At 67.1% G+C, this 17,161-nt stretch carries 15 protein-coding genes and 5 pseudogenes; 16 read left to right on the top strand and 4 right to left on the bottom strand.

Going from position 1 to position 17,161, the window contains the following annotated elements:
• The first annotated feature begins 80 nt into the window (after positions 1 to 80).
• The 4 genes from DPM13_RS19245 (at position 81) to DPM13_RS25550 (ending at position 4,097) form a co-directional block, all read left to right on the top strand.
• Positions 81 to 1,673, top strand: a complete 1,593-nt coding sequence (locus tag DPM13_RS19245) for a lysine--tRNA ligase (protein ID WP_112888640.1) — start codon at positions 81 to 83, stop codon at positions 1,671 to 1,673.
• Positions 1,674 to 1,805: 132 nt separating this feature from the next.
• Positions 1,806 to 2,414: a hypothetical protein gene (locus tag DPM13_RS24515; protein WP_223252219.1), complete on the top strand. Its 609-nt coding sequence runs from the start codon at positions 1,806 to 1,808 to the stop codon at positions 2,412 to 2,414.
• Positions 2,320 to 3,978 (top strand): polysaccharide lyase domain-containing protein, encoded by a 1,659-nt coding sequence (locus tag DPM13_RS19240; RefSeq protein ID WP_223252218.1) that lies wholly within the window; start codon positions 2,320 to 2,322, stop codon positions 3,976 to 3,978. The genes DPM13_RS24515 and DPM13_RS19240 overlap by 95 nt, the downstream gene beginning before the upstream one ends.
• Positions 3,975 to 4,097, top strand: a complete 123-nt coding sequence (locus DPM13_RS25550; protein WP_262983202.1) for a hypothetical protein — start codon at positions 3,975 to 3,977, stop codon at positions 4,095 to 4,097. Before DPM13_RS19240 ends, DPM13_RS25550 begins: the two co-directional genes overlap by 4 nt.
• On the opposite strand, the gene DPM13_RS19235 is transcribed toward DPM13_RS25550, so the two are convergent.
• A complete protein-coding gene (locus DPM13_RS19235; protein WP_112888639.1) occupies positions 4,094 to 4,621 on the bottom strand; it encodes a pyridoxamine 5'-phosphate oxidase family protein in 528 nt (175 codons plus the stop codon). The two genes, DPM13_RS25550 and DPM13_RS19235, sit on opposite strands and share 4 nt — an antisense overlap.
• Positions 4,622 to 4,914: 293 nt before the next feature.
• On the opposite strand from DPM13_RS19235, the pseudogene acs reads away from it, so the two are divergent.
• From acs to DPM13_RS19220, 3 genes and pseudogenes are all read left to right on the top strand, one after another.
• A pseudogene (acs, locus tag DPM13_RS19230) lies at positions 4,915 to 6,779 on the top strand (acetate--CoA ligase).
• Positions 6,780 to 7,026: 247 nt separating this feature from the next.
• On the top strand, positions 7,027 to 8,814 hold the full coding sequence (locus tag DPM13_RS19225) for an MFS transporter (RefSeq protein ID WP_223252217.1): 1,788 nt from the start codon (positions 7,027 to 7,029) through the stop codon (positions 8,812 to 8,814).
• Between the two features lie 56 nt (positions 8,815 to 8,870).
• Positions 8,871 to 9,238 (top strand): annotated as a pseudogene (locus tag DPM13_RS19220) (response regulator transcription factor).
• Between the two features lie 5 nt (positions 9,239 to 9,243).
• Here DPM13_RS19220 and DPM13_RS19215 read toward each other — a convergent pair.
• On the bottom strand, positions 9,244 to 10,848 hold the full coding sequence (locus DPM13_RS19215) for a peptide ABC transporter substrate-binding protein (protein ID WP_112888638.1): 1,605 nt from the start codon (positions 10,846 to 10,848) through the stop codon (positions 9,244 to 9,246).
• A 134-nt stretch (positions 10,849 to 10,982) separates the two neighbouring features.
• Here DPM13_RS19215 and DPM13_RS19210 point away from each other — a divergent pair, with 134 nt between their 5' ends.
• The 8 genes from DPM13_RS19210 to DPM13_RS19190 all read left to right on the top strand — a co-directional run bounded on the left by DPM13_RS19210 (position 10,983) and on the right by DPM13_RS19190 (position 15,447).
• Complete coding sequence (locus tag DPM13_RS19210) at positions 10,983 to 11,414, top strand: bifunctional adenosylcobinamide kinase/adenosylcobinamide-phosphate guanylyltransferase (protein WP_397245205.1); 432 nt, start codon at positions 10,983 to 10,985, stop codon at positions 11,412 to 11,414.
• A complete protein-coding gene (locus DPM13_RS27550) occupies positions 11,336 to 11,506 on the top strand; it encodes a bifunctional adenosylcobinamide kinase/adenosylcobinamide-phosphate guanylyltransferase (RefSeq protein ID WP_397246444.1) in 171 nt (56 codons plus the stop codon). Before DPM13_RS19210 ends, DPM13_RS27550 begins: the two co-directional genes overlap by 79 nt.
• A complete protein-coding gene (gene cobT, locus DPM13_RS19205) occupies positions 11,503 to 12,459 on the top strand; it encodes a nicotinate-nucleotide--dimethylbenzimidazole phosphoribosyltransferase (RefSeq protein WP_112888637.1) in 957 nt (318 codons plus the stop codon). The genes DPM13_RS27550 and cobT overlap by 4 nt, the downstream gene beginning before the upstream one ends.
• Positions 12,452 to 12,871, top strand: coding sequence for an adenosylcobinamide-GDP ribazoletransferase (locus DPM13_RS24510; protein ID WP_223252216.1), 420 nt, complete (start codon positions 12,452 to 12,454; stop codon positions 12,869 to 12,871). The genes cobT and DPM13_RS24510 overlap by 8 nt, the downstream gene beginning before the upstream one ends.
• A gap of 180 nt (positions 12,872 to 13,051) precedes the next feature.
• On the top strand, positions 13,052 to 13,180 hold the full coding sequence (locus DPM13_RS24505) for an adenosylcobinamide-GDP ribazoletransferase (protein WP_317616455.1): 129 nt from the start codon (positions 13,052 to 13,054) through the stop codon (positions 13,178 to 13,180).
• A 111-nt stretch (positions 13,181 to 13,291) separates the two neighbouring features.
• Entirely contained in the window at positions 13,292 to 13,831 is a 540-nt protein-coding gene (locus tag DPM13_RS19195) for a TRAP transporter small permease subunit (RefSeq protein ID WP_028718588.1), read from the top strand.
• A gap of 15 nt (positions 13,832 to 13,846) precedes the next feature.
• On the top strand, positions 13,847 to 14,191 hold the full coding sequence (locus tag DPM13_RS25545; protein WP_262983201.1) for a TRAP transporter large permease subunit: 345 nt from the start codon (positions 13,847 to 13,849) through the stop codon (positions 14,189 to 14,191).
• Between the two features lie 44 nt (positions 14,192 to 14,235).
• Positions 14,236 to 15,447, top strand: coding sequence for a TRAP transporter large permease (locus DPM13_RS19190; protein ID WP_262983200.1), 1,212 nt, complete (start codon positions 14,236 to 14,238; stop codon positions 15,445 to 15,447).
• Positions 15,448 to 15,500: 53 nt separating this feature from the next.
• Here the strand turns inward: DPM13_RS19190 and DPM13_RS24500 are convergent.
• Positions 15,501 to 15,602: pseudogene (locus DPM13_RS24500) on the bottom strand (IS3 family transposase); the annotation flags it as partial.
• 279 nt (positions 15,603 to 15,881) lie between these two features.
• A pseudogene (locus DPM13_RS19180) lies at positions 15,882 to 16,394 on the bottom strand (TRAP transporter substrate-binding protein); the annotation flags it as partial.
• 300 nt (positions 16,395 to 16,694) lie between these two features.
• On the opposite strand from DPM13_RS19180, the pseudogene nrdR reads away from it, so the two are divergent.
• Positions 16,695 to 17,158 (top strand): annotated as a pseudogene (gene nrdR / locus DPM13_RS19175) (transcriptional regulator NrdR).
• Positions 17,159 to 17,161: the final 3 nt, after the last annotated feature.

Genomic DNA, 17,161 nt, shown 5'->3' with positions numbered 1-17,161 from the left:
TCTCCGTGGGTTCGGGGCGAAATTATTGACCATCGGGTCATGTTTCAATACGGGGAAGGCCTTAGCGATGGAGAGCCCCGATGACCGCCCTGCGCGACGCCGCCATGAAATCCAAGGCCTGGCCCTTCGAGGAGGCCCGCCGGGTTCTGAAACGCTATGAAAAGAAGGACCCGGAAAAGGGCTATGTCCTGTTCGAGACGGGCTATGGACCCTCGGGCCTGCCCCATATCGGCACCTTCGGCGAGGTGGCGCGCACGACGATGATCCGCCGCGCCTTCCAGATGATCTCGGACATTCCGACGCGGCTGTTCTGCTTCTCGGACGATCTGGACGGGATGCGCAAGGTTCCCGACAACGTGCCGCAGCAGGACATGTTGCGCCAGCACCTGCAGGAGCCGCTGACCTCGGTTCCCGACCCTTTCGGCGAATACGCAAGCTTTGGCGACCACAACAACGCCATGCTGCGCCGTTTCCTGGACACCTTCGGTTTTGAATACGAATTCATCAGCGCGACCGAGTTCTACAAGTCCGGCCGGTTCGACGCGACGCTGCTGAAGGCGGCCGAGAAATACGACGACATCATGGCGGTGATGCTGGCTAGTCTGCGCGAGGAGCGCCAGCAGACCTATTCCTGCTTCCTGCCGATCAGCCCCAAGACCGGCAAGGTGCTTTACGTCCCGATCAAGCATGTCGATGCGAAATCTGGCACCATCACCTTCGACGACGAGGATGGGCAGGAGATGACGCTGCCGGTGACGGGCGGCCATGTGAAGCTGCAATGGAAGCCCGACTTCGGCGCCCGCTGGGCCGCGCTGGACGTGGATTTCGAGATGTACGGCAAGGATCACAGCACCAACACCCCGATCTATGACGGCATCTGCAAGATCCTGGGCGGGCGGCCGCCCGAGCATTTCACCTATGAGCTGTTCCTGGACCAGCACGGCCAGAAGATCAGCAAGTCCAAGGGCAATGGCCTTTCGATCGACGAATGGCTGACCTATGCGGCGACGGAGAGCCTGAGCTATTTCATGTTTCAGAAGCCCAAGACCGCCAAGCGGATGTATTTCGACGTCATCCCCAAGGCGGTGGACGAATATCACCAGCAGTTGCGCGCCTATCCCGAGCAGACACCCGAGCAGCAACTGGCGAACCCGGTCTGGCACATCCATGGCGGCGATGTGCCCGCCTCGGACATGGTGGTGCCGTTCCAGATGCTGCTGAACCTTGCGTCCGTCGCGGGGGCCAAGGACAAGACCGGGTTGTGGGGGTTCATCCGCCGCTATGCGCCCGAGGCCAGTCCCGAGGCAAACCCGACGCTGGATGCCGCTGCCGAGTTCGCCGTGCGCTATTTCAACGACTTCGTGGCGCCGACGCGGGTGTTCCGCGCACCCACGGAGGTCGAGCGCCGGGCGCTTGAGGACCTGGCGGGCCGGCTGGCTGCGTGGAACCAGCCGGCGGATGCCGAGGCGCTGCAGACCATGGTCTTTGCCATCGGCCGCGATCACGGATTCGAGCCGATGAAGGACTGGTTCCAGGCTCTGTACCAGGTGCTTCTGGGCGCCGACCAAGGGCCGCGCTTCGGCGGCTTCATCGCGCTTTACGGCGTCGAGGAAACCCGCGCCCTGATCGAGCGCGCGCTGGCGGGCGAGCTGGTGTCCGAACCCGCCGCCTGATCCAAACCGGCCCGTTGCGTGCGGCCCCGTTGCCGCGCGCGCATGGTTAAGGAACGGTTAACGCCGCCTTGCCACATTCCCACCAGAGCGCGCGGCCCATGGGCTGGCAGGATCTGGTAAGGAGAATTTGGCATGGCCATCACGATCACCGGCAACAAGTCCTTGATGCCGCGCGAGTTCCGGCTGGGAATGAACCAATGGTCGCGAACCGACGGCACGTCAGGCAGCCCGACCTGGGCGGGGCAGGCGAACCTTGGCATGGTGCCGGCGGACCAGGATTTCGGCGACTGCATCGAGATCGTGAAGCTCGATAGCGTCACCTCGTTGCGATACATGGGCAAGACGCCGATCAGCCCCGGGACCTATTTGCGGATATCGACGCGGGTCAAGGCCATCGCCGGCAACATCCCCCAGGTGCGGATCGCAGGCTATGCCGCCGCGGCCGACGGCTCGAACGTCCCTGGCGTTGTGCAGGTCGGGACGACCGTCAGCCTGACCGCCTATGGCGATGTGGTCGAGGTTTCCGCCATCGTCGGCACCGGCCGGCGCGAGGGGGTGGACATGGCCTGGGGCCGGCAGGCGGCTTCGGCCATTTGGCATCGACCTGATCGGCGACAACAACGGTGCGGTCCGCATCGAGAACATCGTGATCGAGGACGTGACCGTGGCCTTTGTCGCCGGGATGCTGGACTGGGTCGACGTGCGCGATTTCGGCGCCATCGGCAACGGCGTCGCGGATGACCGCGCGGCCTTTGTCGCGGCCAATGCGGCGGCGGGGGGCGGCCAGCTGCTGGTGCCCGAGGGGACCTATTACATCGGCGCCGACCTGAGCCTGAGCGTGCCGGCACGGTTCGTCGGCGTCCTGAAAATGCCCCGCTCGGCCCGGCTGGCGCTGACCGGCAAGTTCGACTTCGGGACTTATGCCAGCGCCTTCGGCAGCGAAACCGAGGGGATGAAGCGCGCCTTGCAGGCCCTGTTCGGGTTCACCGATCATGCGCTTCTGGACCTGGGCGGGCGGTGCGTGCACCTGACCGAGCCCCTGAAGGTCGCCGATTACGCCCCGAACCTGACCAGCTTCGGCAACCGCCGCGTCATCGCCAACGGCCAGATCACCATCACCCCGGGCCCCGCCTGGGACACCAGGGCGGTCAGCGCCACGGCGACCTACAACCCCAACAACCCGGGCGTGCTGACCAACGTCTCCAACATCGCCAACATCGAGATCGGATCCCGCATCAGCGGCAACGGCGTCGGCCGCGAGGTCTATGTCAACGGCAAGAACGTCGCCGCCGGCACCCTGTCGCTGTCCCAGGGGCTTTACGGCGGGGCGGGGACCCGCGCCTATACCTTCACCCGCTATCGCTATGCCTTCGACTTTTCCGACATGGAAAGCCTGAGCCGCCTGAACTTCGCCGATATCGAATTCCTGCTGGACGGCAATGCCAGCGCGGTGATGCTGGCCAAGGACGGTTCGATGAACTGCTTCCGCGACTGCTACTTCACCCGGCCAAAGGACCGCGGCATCACCTCGATCGGGACGGCCTGCCAGGGCATGGTGGTGGACCGCTGCGAGTTCCTGTCGAACGAGATGTCGACCCTGTCGCAGAACCGCACCTCGGTCGCGATCAACGTCAACGCCAACGACACCAAGATCCGGCACAACCGCTTCGTGCGTTTCGGTCACTTCATGGTGGCGGCGGGCGGCGGCCACATGATCGACAACAACCACTGGTTCCAGGGCGACACCGCGCAGGTCGGCGTGCGGTTCGGCGGGCTGATCCTGACGCGCACGAACGTGCAGGCCAACGTCACCTCGAACTATATCGACAACTGCTCGATCGAATGGACAAACGAACACGACGCCAAGCCCGATTTCGAGGGCGACGAGTATTCCTTCGGCGGGCTGACGATCACCGGGAATACGTTCCTGGCCTCCGACACCACGCTGGGGTTCAACTGGCTGGTGGTCAAGCCCTATGGCTCGGGCCACTTCATCCACGGGCTGGCGGTCATGGGCAATGTCTTCAAGTCGCTGACCAACAAGATCACCCGGATCGACCGCGTGGACACGACATTCGCGAACCTCGACTATGGCCGGATGCGCAATATCCAGTTCCAGGGCAACATGTTCAACGGGGTGAACACCTATGTGGCGAACCCGGTGGACATCACCTTCACGCAGGCGACCACCTCGAACCGCTGGCTGGTGAACGTGGACACCTCGCTGCCGTTCAACGGCTACGCCAAGAAGGTCGAGGCGGTCGTGGCGACCTCGGCCATCACAATGCCGCGAATGCCCGCGTGACCGAGATGCCCTGGGTCCAGCCGTCGGTCGGCACCACCCGAAAGCAGGTCGCGCTGAACTGGGGCGCGGCCACCAAGGGCAGCATCGCGCTGCGCGTGCGCATGGACGACCCGCTCTAGGGGCTCGGCCCGGCCGGACTGTCGTCGCCCTCGACCGCTTCTTCTGCGGCCGGGGGCTTCAGCATGTCCGCAGCCGCCAGCCGATAGGCGCGGCCAAAGCCCGCGTTCAGCAGGCCCGACAGCGGCTCCAGGCGCCAGAAGCGGAAATCCGGCAGGTCGATGTAAAGCTGGGCGCGGGGGTCGCGCGCCAGCCAGCGGTCGCGCCGGGCAGGGTCGGGGGCAGCGACCACGGCCCGGGCCAGGACCGACAGGCGCGGCTGCGTCATCGGATCGCCCGAACCGTCGCCCGCGACCATCAGTCCGGCGCGTGGGTCCAGCGCCAGGGCGCGGGCGTGGGCGGCCAGACCCGACAGCAGCGCGACCGGCGCCCCGTCCGGGTCCGCCTGCAGCGCGATGCGCGTGACCAGGGGGGCGCCGCTGTCCGGGTCCAGCGTGCCCAGGCTGGCATGGCGCGCCGTGTCGATCAGGCGGCGGGCCAGCGCGCGGGCGCGGCCGTCGGGGGCAAGGAAGGGGTCGGTCGTCATAAGTGCCAGTTTTTGCCCGGCCCGCGGGCTCTGGCAAGCGGCTGTCAAAGATTTACAGACTGCTCGGGTCCAAAGTCAATAAATTTACAGAAAATGCCTTTGCAGAAACCATTTTACGCGATGGCGTGATCTGTATTAACCTCCCTCAATCGGCGCCATGACAGACGGCCGTGTGTGCCCCGGGGAGGGGGTGGGCAGGATCGCAGGGCGCTGCAGAGCGAGTGGAGGAGGCCTGCCATGTCCCTTGATACGTTGAAAAACATCCGATTCCGCCTGGATTTGAGGGTGCGCATGTGGGTCCTTCCGACTATGCGCGGCTTTATGACGAATCGATTTCGGACCCGGAGGGGTTCTGGGGGCGCGAGGGCCGGCGGATCGACTGGATCGAGCCCTATGCCAAGGTCAAGAACACCGATTTCACCCTGGGCCGGGTCTCGATCAAGTGGTTCGAGGACGGGGTGCTGAACGCCTCGGTCAACTGCATCGACCGCCACCTGCCCAAGCGCGCGGGCAAGAAGGTCGTCACGACCAACCTCGATGCCGGCGCCCAACCTTGCCCGGACGACAAGGTGAACCGAGTCTTCGTCGCCGATATGCCGAACCAGCGTCATGCGCGTCACCGGCTGTGTTCAGCCGATGTCTCCTAGGCGGCCTAGGCCATGCTGGCATGCGCGCATGGGTGTCATTCCCTTTGTCATCGACGTCTTCGCCCGACGCGCTGGCCAACCGCATCAACGATTGCGGCGCGAAGCTGGTCATCACCGCCGACACCGCGCCGCGCGGCGGCCGGCGCACCGCGCTGAAGTCGAACACCGATGCGGCGCTGCTGCACTGTTCGGACAAGGTGCGCTGCCTGGTCGTCAAGCACACCGGCGACCAGACCACCTGGATCGAGGGCCGCGACGTGGACGTGCTGCGCCTGATGGAGGAGGTCAGCCCGGACTGCCCGCCCCGCCCGATGGGGGCCGAGGATCCGCTGTTCATCCTTTACACCTCGGGCTCGACCGGCCGTCCCAAGGGGGTGGTGCACACGACCGGCGGCTATCTGGTCTATGCCGCGATGACGCATCAATACGTCTTCGACTACAAGGACGGCGACGTCTTCTGGTGCACGGCGGACGTGGGTTGGGTCACCGGCCACAGCTATATCGTCTATGGGCCCCTGGCCAACGGCGCGACCACCGTGATGTTCGAGGGCGTGCCGAACTTTCCCGACCCGGGCCGGTTCTGGGCGGTCTGCGAAAAGCACAAGGTGACGCAGTTCTACACCGCGCCGACCGCGATCCGCTCGCTGATGGGGCAGGGGCCGGAATGGGTCGAGAAATACGACCTCTCCAGCCTGCGCGTCCTCGGCTCGGTCGGCGAGCCGATCAACCCCGAGGCCTGGAACTGGTACGACCGGCACGTGGGCCAGGGCCGCTGCCCGATCGTGGACACGTTCTGGCAGACCGAGACCGGCGGGCACATGATCACCTCGATCCCCGGCGCGATCGAGACGAAGCCGGGTGCTGCGACGCTGCCCTTCTTCGGCGTGCGTCCCGCGGTGCTGGACGCCCAGACCGGCGCGGTGCAGGAGGGCAACCCGGCCGAGGGCGTCTTGTGCATCGCTGACAGCTGGCCCGGGCAGATGCGGACGCTGTGGGGCGACCACCAGCGCTTCGAGGAGGCCTATTTCCAGCAATATCCGGGTTACTACTTCACCGGCGACGGCTGCCGGCGCGACGAGGACGGCTATTACTGGATCACCGGGCGGGTCGACGACGTGATCAACGTCTCGGGCCACCGGATGGGCACGGCCGAGGTCGAATCGGCCCTGGTCGCGCATGAGAAGGTCGCCGAGGCCGCCGTGGTCGGCTATCCGCATCCGCTGAAGGGGCAGGGCATCTATGCCTATGTCACGCTGATGAACGGCATCGAGCCCAGCGACGCGCTGCGCGCCGAGCTTGAGAAATGGGTCAGGACCGAGATCGGTCCGATCGCCAAGCCCGACCTGATCCAGTGGGCCCCGGGCCTGCCCAAGACCCGCTCGGGCAAGATCATGCGCCGCATCCTGCGCAAGATCGCCGAGAACGACTACGGCGCACTGGGCGACACATCCACCCTCGCCGAACCCGCCGTCGTCGACGAACTCATCGAAAACAGGATGAACAGGGGGTAATGACAGGGCGTCGGGGCCACGGTCCCGCGCCGCCGCCGCCGCCGCTTGGCGGCAGGCCCTGAGAAGGTCCGCGCCCGGAGCGGGAGGGTTCCCGGGCGCGGAACGGACGCAAGAACCGCCGCAAGGGCGGACAGCACGCATCGGGACCAGGCTGTTGCCTGCCGCACGACCTTTCGGCCCGCGCCGCAGGGAACGGCCCCCCTATGCCCAACACCGCCGGCAAGGCCGGCTGACAGGGAGGAAACACATGGCCTATAACCAGACGGATGTCGCATCGGTGCGCTCGCGCCCGATGACGTCCGAGGAGAAGAAGGTGATCCTTGCCTCATCGGCAGGCACCATCTTTGAATGGTACGACTTTTACCTTTACGGTTCGCTGGCCGCGATCATCGGGGCGCAGTTCTTTACCGCCTTCCCCGAGGCGACGCGGAACGTCTTTGCCCTGCTGGCCTTTGCCGCCGGCTTCATCGTGCGCCCGTTCGGCGCGCTGGTGTTCGGCGCCATGGGCGACCTGATCGGGCGCAAGTATACCTTCCTTGCCACCATCCTGATCATGGGCTGTTCGACCTTCCTGGTAGGCCTTCTGCCCAGCTATTCCAGCTGGGGCGTCGCCGCGCCGGTCATCCTGATCGTGCTGCGCATGGCGCAGGGTCTGGCCCTGGGTGGCGAATACGGCGGCGCCGCCGTCTATGTGGCCGAACACGCGCCGCCGAACCAGCGGGGCTATTTCACCGCCTTCATCCAGACCACGGCCACGCTGGGCCTTTTGCTGTCGCTGATCGTGATCCTGATGGTGCAGGGCTATGTCAACGGCAACTGGGACCCGACCCCGGTCGTCGATGCGGCGGGCCAGGCCGTGCTGAACCCGGACGGCACGCAGAAGATGATCAAGGCGTTCGACCTGTGGGGCTGGCGGATTCCGTTCCTGGGCTCGATCTTCCTGCTGCTGATCTCGCTTTATATCCGGTTGCAGATGAACGAATCGCCCGCCTTCAAGAAGATGAAGGAAGAGGGCTCGCAGTCGAAAGCGCCCCTGAAGGAAGCCTTCGGCAACTGGAGGAACGGCAAGATCGCGCTGATCGCCCTGCTGGGCCTGACCGCGGGCCAGGCGGTGGTCTGGTATTCGGGTCAGTTCTATGCGCTGTTCTTCATCCAGAACGTCATCAAGGTCGACAGCTTCTCGTCCAACGTCTTCGTGGCCTGGTCGCTGATCCTGGGCACCGGCGGGTTCCTGTTCTTTGGCGCGCTGTCCGACAAGATCGGCCGCAAGCCGATCATCCTGGGCGGCTGCCTGATCGCGGCGCTGACCTATTTCCCGGTGTTCCACGCGCTGACCAAGACGGCGAACCCCGCGCTTTACGCGGCGCAGCAGACCCCGGTGACGGTCTCGACCGACCTGGCCAGCTGTTCGTTCCAGTTCAACCCGACCGGCACGGCCAAGTTCACCTCGCCTTGCGACATCGCCAAGGCGACGCTGGCCAAGTCCTCGGTCAATTATGAAAGCGTCCAGGCCCCGGCCGGCAGCCCGACCGAGATCAGGATCGGCGACACGGTGATCCCGTCCTACGACGCCTCGGCCCTGTCGGGCGAGGAACTGGCCGCCACCAAGGCCGCGTTCGACAAGGCGGTGAACGACGCGCTGAAGGCGGTGGGCTATCCGCTGAACGCCGAAACCAACGAGACGGTGGCGCGGGCGGACCACTTCCTGGACATCTTCACCGCGCAGAAGCTGACCATCGTCGTGATCCTGACCTATCTGATCCTGCTGGTGACGATGGTCTACGGTCCGATCGCGGCCATGCTGGTCGAACTGTTCCCGACCCGCATCCGCTATTCCGGCCTGTCCTTGCCCTATCACATCGGCAACGGCTGGTTCGGGGGGCTGCTGCCGGCGACGGCCTTCGCGATCTCGGCCCAGTCGGGCAACATCTATGCCGGCCTGTGGTATGCCATCATCGTGGCCGTGATGACGGTGGTGATCGGGACGATCTTCGTGCCGAACGGGACCCACAGGAAGGACATCTTCGCGGATTGATCCGCCCGACCGGGTCCGGTTCGCCGGGCCCGGTTCCCTGCGCAAGGAGCCCGGTGATGGCGCATATCCTGATCGTCGAGGACGAGGACAATATCGCCGTCGCGCTGGAGTTCCTGCTGACCCGCGACGGCCACAGCCACCGGCGGCTGGCGACCGGCGCCGGCGCCGTGGACGAGATGCGGCTCAATCGGCCCGACCTGGTTCTGCTCGACATCATGCTGCCCGACATCTCGGGCTATCAGATCATCACGGCGATGCGCGCCGACCCCGCCCTTTCCGGCATCCGCGTGCTGATGATGACGGCGCGCGGCTCGGCGTCGAGCGCAAGAAGGGGCTGGAACTGGGCGCCGACGGCTTCATCGCCAAGCCCTTCGAGCTGGCCGAACTGCGGGCCGAGATGGGCCGCTTGCTGGCCGTGACCTGACCTGCCTAGCGCGCGACGCGGTACAGGTCCTTGGCCCACCATTCGTTCATCATGTTCGCCCGCGGCAGGCCGCGGATGTCGTCGCGAAGCAATTCGGCCCGGGCATAGTGATAGACCGGGATCACCGGCAATGCGCGCTGCAGGATCGCCTCGGCCGCCGCATAGTCCGGCGCGGGGTCGGGGGCGGTGCGGGCGTGGTCCAGCAGCCGGTCGTATTCGGCATCCGAGAAGTGACCGGGGTTCGCGCCCCCGGTGCGGAAGATGTCCAGAAAGGTCGAGGCGTCGTTGTAGTCCGCGCACCAGGTCTGGCGCGCCAGCTCGAACTCGCCGGTCTGCATCCGCTCGACCTGGACCTTCCAGGACAGGTCGCGCAGGACCAGATCGACGCCCAGGGGCTTCAGGGCGTCGCGGATGGCCTCGGCGATCTTGCGGTGGGTCGGGTCGGTGTCGTTGAAGGTCAGCGACAGGGCCAGCCGCCGGTCGGGGCCGTATCCCGCCTCGGCCAGCAGCGCGCGGGCGCGGTCCAGCCGCTGGGCGGGCGTCAGCCCGGCGGCTTCGGGGACGGGGGCGGAAAACCCCTGGGTCACGGGATGGGTCCAGCCGAAGGCGGGGGCCTGGCCGCCTTGCAGGATCTGTTCGACCACCGCCTCGCGCGGGGTGGCCAGCGACAGGGCCTGGCGCACCCGCAGGTCGCGCAGCGCCTCGGGGCCCTTGTCGCCCAGGTTCAGGACAAAGCCATAGGTGCAGCCCTGCGGCAGCACCACGACCTCGGCCGGGCGGTCCTGTTTCAGCGCGGGATATTGCCCGGCGGGGATGCGCATGCGGTCGATCCCGCCGTCGCGATAGCGCGCCAGCGCCTGGGCGTCGTCGACAAGCGTCACGCCCTGCAGCCTGCGGATCACGACATGGGCCGCGTCCCAGTAATGCGGGTTCGGAACCATCAGGATCCGGGCCCCCAGGTCGTGGCTTTCCAGTTGGTAGGCGCCGTTTCCCACGAGCGTGCCGGGGCGCGTCCAGCCGTCGCCCTGTTCCAGCGCCTTGCGGTTGACGGGATAGGTCGCGGGATGGCTCAGCATATGGGGAAGCTGCGGCGAGGGCGCGGACAGCCGGACCTGGAAGGTGCGGTCGTCGGGTGCGGCCACGCCCAGCTCCTGCGGCTTTTTCGCGCCCTTGATGACCTCGGTCGCGTTCTCGACATGCATCAGTTCCAGATACCAGGCCTGTTCCGATGCGGTCTCGGGGTCGGCAAGCCGGCGCCAGGCGCGGACGAAGTCGCCCGCCGTCACCGGATCGCCGTTCGACCATTTCGCCTGCGGGCGCAGGTGGAAGGTATAGGTCAGCCGATCCTGCGACAGATCATAGGAGGCGGCGACCCCGGGCACCGGCGCGCCATGGGCGTCGGCGTTCATCAGCCCCTCGAACAGCTGGCGGATCACCTCGGCGCCCTGGGGGTCGGCGTTCTTCTGCGGGTCCAGCGTCCGGATCGCCTCGGGCAGGCGGAAGGTATAGCTTTGATCCTTGGCCAGCGTCTCGCCTTCGGCGGTGTCTGCGGCAAGCGCGGGCAGGGCGGGGCCAAGGGCCAGCGCGGCAATCGTCAGCAGGCGGATCATCGGGCACCTCCGGTGCAGGATCGGGCCGCGCGCGAGAAGGCCGCGCGGGCGGGCAAGGTTTGCGGCGAAACCCGGGCCCGGGCAAGCGGGATTTGCCGCTTTTCCGGCGCGGCCGCTTGTGAAACAAGGACGGGATGAACCCTGATCGCCGCATCACCCTGGTTACCGGAGGCGCCCGTTCCGGCAAGTCGGCCCTGGCCGAGACGCTGGCCGGCCGGGCCGGCGGCCCGCTGGTCTATGTCGCCACGGCCGAGGCCCGCGACCCCGAGATGGCGCGCCGCATCGCCAGCCACCGCGACCGGCGCGGCCCGAGCTGGCAGACGGTCGAGGAGGCGCTGGACCTGCCCGGCGTCCTGGCCCGCACCCAGGGCGTGCGGCTGGTCGATTGCCTGACGCTGTGGCTGTCGAACGTCATGGCGGCGGGCGACCCCGAACCCGCCGTGGCCGGCTGTGCGCGGCCCTGGCGCGGACCCCGGACCCCGTCGTTCTGGTCACGAATGAGCTTGGCCAGGGCATCGTGCCCGAAAATGCGCTTGCCCGTCGCTTCCGCGACGCGCATGGCTTGATGAACCAGTCGGTTGCCGCCGTCGCCTGCGAAGTCTGGATGGCCGTCAGCGGCCTGCCGCTTCGCCTGAAACCACCGCGAGAGATGCCTTGAAAGAATTCGACACCCAAGCCGCCGCCGCCGCCCGCAACCGCCAGGCCGAGCTGACCAAGCCCCCCGGATCGCTGGGCCGGCTCGAGGAACTGGCCGTGTTCATGGCCGGCTGGCAGGGGCGCGCGCGGCCCCGGATCGACCGCGCCCAGGCGCTGGTCTTTGCCGGCAACCACGGCGTGTGCGCGCAGGGCGTGAACCCGTTCCCGGTCGAGGTCACGGCCCAGATGGTCGAGAATTTCCGCAACGGCGGCGCCGCGATCAACCAGCTGTGCCGCCTGTCCGGGGCCGACCTGCAGGTCATCGCGCTGGACCTGGACCGGCCGACCGCCGATTTCACCCAAGGCATGGCGATGGAAACCGCCGATCTGGTCGCCTCGATCCAGACCGGCAAGAACGCGGTCGATCCGCAGGCCGACGTGATCCTGCTGGGCGAGATGGGCATCGGCAATTCGACGGTCGCCGCCGCTCTGGCCGCCGCGACCTTCGGCGGCGGGGCCGAGGACTGGGTGGGCCCCGGCACCGGCGCGGACGACGACATCCTGGCTCGCAAGATCGCCGCGGTCGAGGCCGGCCTGAAGCGGCACAAGGGCGCGGCCAGCGCCGCCTCGATCCTGGGCAGCTATGGCGGGCGCGAACAGGCCGCGATCTGCGGCGCGGTGATCCGGGCCCGCGAACTGGGCATCCCGGTGATCCTGGACGGTTTCATCTGCACGGCGGCGGCGGGGGTGCTGGTCATCAACGACCGCAACGCGCTGGACCATTGCCTGATCGGCCACGAAAGCGCCGAGCCGGGCCACCGCCGCCTGGTCGCGGTGCTGGGCAAGACCCCGGTCGTCGGCCTGGACATGCGGCTGGGCGAAGGCACCGGCGCGGCCGTCGCCCTGATGGTCCTGCGCGCGGCGCTGGAGTGCCACAACGGCATGGCCACCTTTGCCGAGGCGGGGATTGGCTGACCCTATCGTCCAGGCGGCGACCGCGCTGGTCTGGCTGACGCGGCTGCCCGTCGGGCGCTGGCTGCCAGAAACGCCCCCGCCTCTGGCCGCCGCCGCCTGGGCCTTTCCGCTGGTCGGCGTGGTCGTGGGCGCGGGCGCGGGGCTGGTCCTGGCGCTGGCCGCGGGGCTGGGCCTGCCGCCGCTGGCCTGCGCCTTGCTGGCCCTGGCGGCGGGCATGGCCCTGACCGGCGCGCTGCCGAGGACGGGCTGGCCGATTTCGCCGATGGCTGCGGGCCCGCGACCGCGCCCGCGCGTTGGGATCATGCGCGACAGCCGCATCGGCAGCTACGGCACCATCGCGCTGCTTCTGTCGCTGGGCCTGCGCGCCGCCGCGCTTGCGGCGCTGGCGCCGGGGCAGGGCGGCTGGCGCTGATCGGGGCGGCGGCCCTGCTCGCGCGCGGGCTGGCCGCGGCGCTGGCCTTTCTGCCACCCGCCCGGCCCGCGGGCTGGGGCGCGGCGCCGGGCGCCCCACCGGCGCGGCGGTGGCGGTGGGACTGCTGATCGCGGCCTTGGCGCTGGTCCCGGCGGGCGGGGTCCTGCCCGCGCTTCTCGCCTGCGGGCTGGCGCAATACGCGCTGGCGCGGCTGGCCCGCGGCGCCTGGGCGGGCAGACCGGCGATGTCCTCGGCGCCGTCCAGCAGGTCGGAGAGATCGCCGCCCTGCTGGCGCTTGCCGCGACGTAAACCGGGCGGCGCTTGACCGGTATTTTCCCTTCACTCATACAAATCCGGTGACGACCGGATCAACCGGCGCGCCGGCACCGAGGAGGGGCCGCATCAAGGGGAGGTTTCGACATGGGTGCCCTGCTGGGCCTGTCGCGGGGCATCGACCGCGTCAATCTGTTCATCGGCCGCTGCGTCAGCTGGCTGGTGCTGGCCGCCGTGCTGATCAGCGCGGGCAACGCCATCGTGCGCAAGCTGTTCAACACCTCGTCGAACGCCTGGCTCGAGGTGCAGTGGTATCTGTTCGGCGCCATCGTGCTGCTGGGCGCGGCGGCGGCGCTTTACCGCAACGAACACGTCCGCGTGGACCTGATCTATGGCGCTGTCTCGGACCGGGCGCGGCTGTGGATCGACCTGTTCGGGCTGATCTTCCTGCTGCTGCCCTTTGCCGCCTATGCCGCCTGGCTCAGTTGGCCGATCTTCGTGTCGTCCTGGCGCATCCACGAGATGTCGTCGAATTCCGGCGGCCTGGTGCGCTGGCCGGCCAAGCTGCTGCTGCCGGTGGGTTTCGGCCTGCTGACGCTGCAGGGCCTGTCCGAGCTGATCAAGCGCATCGCCGCCCTGCGCGGCCTGATCGTGCTTGAGACAAAATATTCCAAGCCCCTGCAATAGAACCCGGAGCCACCCATGTTCGCATATGGCGTCCTGCCTCCGGCGATGTTTCTGTGCATGATCTGCTTCATGCTCTACGGCTTTCCCGTGGCCTTCACCTTGGGCGCGGTGGGGCTGCTGTTCGGCGCCATCGGCATCGCGACGGAACATTTCCATCCCTCTTTCCTGTCGGCGCTGCCGCACCGCTTCTTCGGCATCATCTCGAACGACCTGCTGCTGGCGATCCCGTTCTTTACCTTCATGGGCGCGGTGCTGGAGCGGTCCGGCCTGGCCGAGGACCTGCTGGAGGGCACGGGCAAGCTGTTCGGCGCTCGTGCCGGGCGGGCTGGCCTATCCGGAGACTGGTCGGCGCGATCCTGATGGAGCAGACCGAAGAATGGACGGTCGCGGCCCGGTCATGACGCATGGGGGTGATCTCGCTGCCGGTGATGCTGCGCTATGGCTATAACCCGCGGCTGGCGACGGGGGTGATCGCAGCCTCGGGGACGATCACGCAGCTGATCCCGCCGTCCCTGGTGCTGGTGGTGCTGGCCGACCAGCTGGGCCGTTCCGTGGGCGACCTCTACCTGGGGGCGATGGGGCCCTCGGCGCTGCAGGTGCTGATCTTTCTGGGCTATATCCTGGTCCTGTCGCTGATCCGGCCCCAGGACATGCCGCCCCTGCCGCCCGAGATGCGGGGTGAACTGAACGCCGCCCTGGTCGTGAAGGTGCTGATGGGCATCGTGCCCTCGATGGCGCTGATCTTTCTGGTGCTGGGCACGATCTTCATCGGCCTGGCCACGCCCACGGAGGCGGGCGCGCTGGGGGTCGTCGGCGCCTTTGTCCTGGCGCTGCTGCACGGGCGGCTGAATTTCCGCATGATGCGCGACGCTGTCCACGCCACGGCCGACCTGACGGTGATGGTGGTCTTCATCCTGATCGGCGCGACGCTGTTCAGCCTGGTCTTTCAGGGCATGGACGGCGGCCGCTGGATCGAGCACCTGCTGTCGCACCTGCCCGGCGGGCCCATCGGCTTCCTGATCTTCGTCAACATCTTCATCTTCTTCCTGGCGTTCTTCCTGGACTTCTTCGAGATCGCCTTCATCGTGGTGCCGCTGCTGGCGCCGGTGGCGCAGTCGCTGGGCATCGATCTGGTCTGGTTCGGGGTACTTTTGTGCATCAACATGCAGACCAGCTTCATGCACCCGCCATTCGGCTTTGCGCTGTTCTACCTGCGCTCGATCGCCTCGCGCGAGGTCAAGACGACCGACATCTACATGGGCGCGATCCCTTGGCTGGTGATGCAGCTTCTGCTGGTCGTCGTGGTGATCTTCTGGCCGGGGCTGGTGACGGGGCTGCTGGACAAGGGGCCGGCGGTGGACCTGGACAGCGTCAGCATCGAGCTTCCCGCCGGCAATCTGGGGGCCTGGATCAGCCCGGCGGGCTGGGGCAGCCGTCCTTTGGCGGGGCCCCGGCCGGGCAGCCGGTCATCGGGGCGCCCCCGCCGGGGCAGCCGCCCATCGGCCAGCCGCAGATCGGCGCGCCGGACTGAGACGAAAAAGCCCCGCGGCAGCGGGGCTTTCCTGCCGGCAAAAGCAGCGGCTACAGCTTGTTCGCGTTGCGCTGCTGCATCATGAACGTGTCGTAGTTGTATTCCGCGATCTGCGTCCAGGTATAGTAGTCGTGCCGGAACGCCTTGCAATCCCATGACTTTCATCAGTCGCTCCACCGTGCAGCGGGCGATGTCGCGCCCTTCGCGTCGCAACTGGTGCCAAACCTTACGCGCGCCATATCGGCCTCTGCTGCCGTCGAATATCTGCTTGATGGCGGTCATGTCCTTCCAGTCGATTTCTGCAACATGGCGGAATCGATGCCATGGCAGATCCGCTTCAGCAGTGCCTTCTGGTGCGGGATCGCTGTCAGGCATCTGCGGCCATTCAGCGTCCCTGCCCTCCCACCAGCCCCTAAGGTAATAGGGCAGCGATCTTGACGAAGCCCAATTCCGGTCGTCATAGGCGCCGACGAATTCGGTCGCATCCGTCGTGCCCTTTTCCAGCGCCGGATAGATGTCGCCCCCGGCCAACTGCTGGGGCACCACGCCCAGCCGTTCCAGAATGCTGCCCGCAAAGCCGCCGACCCGGAACTTGAGCCCCTTGAGGTCGTCCAGCGTCCTGATCTCCTTGCGGAACCAGCCGCCCATCTGCACACCGGTATTGCCGCCGGGCAGGGCATAAAGGTTCTTGTCGGCCAGGAACTCGTTGTAAAGATCGGTGCCGCCGCCGTGATAGGCCCAGGCGTTCATCCCCCGCGCCGACAGGGAAAAGGGAACCGCCGACCCCAGTGCCCAGGTCGGATCCTTGCCGAAATAGTAATAGCCCACCGTGTGGCAGACCTCGACCGAACCTTCGCTGGCGGCATCGGCGGCTTGCAGCGCGGGCACGATCTCTCCTGCGGCAAAGGGCCTGATCTGGAACCTGCCGTCCGTCGCCTCGCTCAGGCGGCGCGACAGTTCGTCCGCGGCGCCATAGATCGTATCCAGCGACTTCGGAAAGGACGAGGTCAGCCGCCATTTCACCTGAGGCATTTCCTGGGCGATGGCCGGGGCGGCCAGCGTCGCGCCCGCCGCTGCCGCCGCACCGCCGACCGTGGCCCGGGCCAGAAAGCCGCGCCGGTCAAGCTGGTTGGTCTTTGTCATGGTTTCCTCCGCTGTTGCCGGCCTTTCCCCTGGCCGGTCCGCCCGCATGTTGCACGGCCCCGTCGGACCTGTCGAGACGGATTGCCGGGCCCGCGCAGCCCCCGTATCTTGTGGGAAAACGCCGCCCCTACCCAAGTTCTTCGGGCCTGCCTATAGTGGCGGGGGTTCAGGCTTGCAAAGGGTCAAGGGATGCGCTGTCCGTTCTGCGGAAATGTCGATACCCAGGTCAAGGACTCGCGTCCGGCCGAGGACAATGTGGCGATCCGGCGGCGGCGGTTCTGCCCGGCCTGCGGCGGGCGCTTCACCACCTATGAACGGTGCAGCTGCGCGACCTGGTGGTGGTCAAGACCAGCGGCCGGCGTGAGGATTTCGACCGCGCCAAGCTGGAACGCTCGATCCGCATCGCCATGCAGAAACGCCCCATCGACCCCGAACGCATCGACCAGATGATTTCCGGCATCGTGCGCCGGCTGGAAAGCCTGGGCGACACGGACATTCCGTCCAAGGTCATCGGCGAGATCGTGATGGAGACGCTGGCCCGCATCGACACCGTGGCCTATGTCCGCTTCGCCAGCGTCTACAAGAACTTCCAGGCGGCTGACGATTTCGACAAGTTCGTCAGCGAACTGCGCCCCGGCACCGTCGAAGAGTGAGCG

Source organism: Paracoccus mutanolyticus (assembly GCF_003285265.1).
Lineage (GTDB): Bacteria > Pseudomonadota > Alphaproteobacteria > Rhodobacterales > Rhodobacteraceae > Paracoccus > Paracoccus yeei.
The sequence above is the reverse complement of the archived record's forward strand: the minus strand, read 5'-3'. Positions and strand labels throughout refer to the sequence as shown.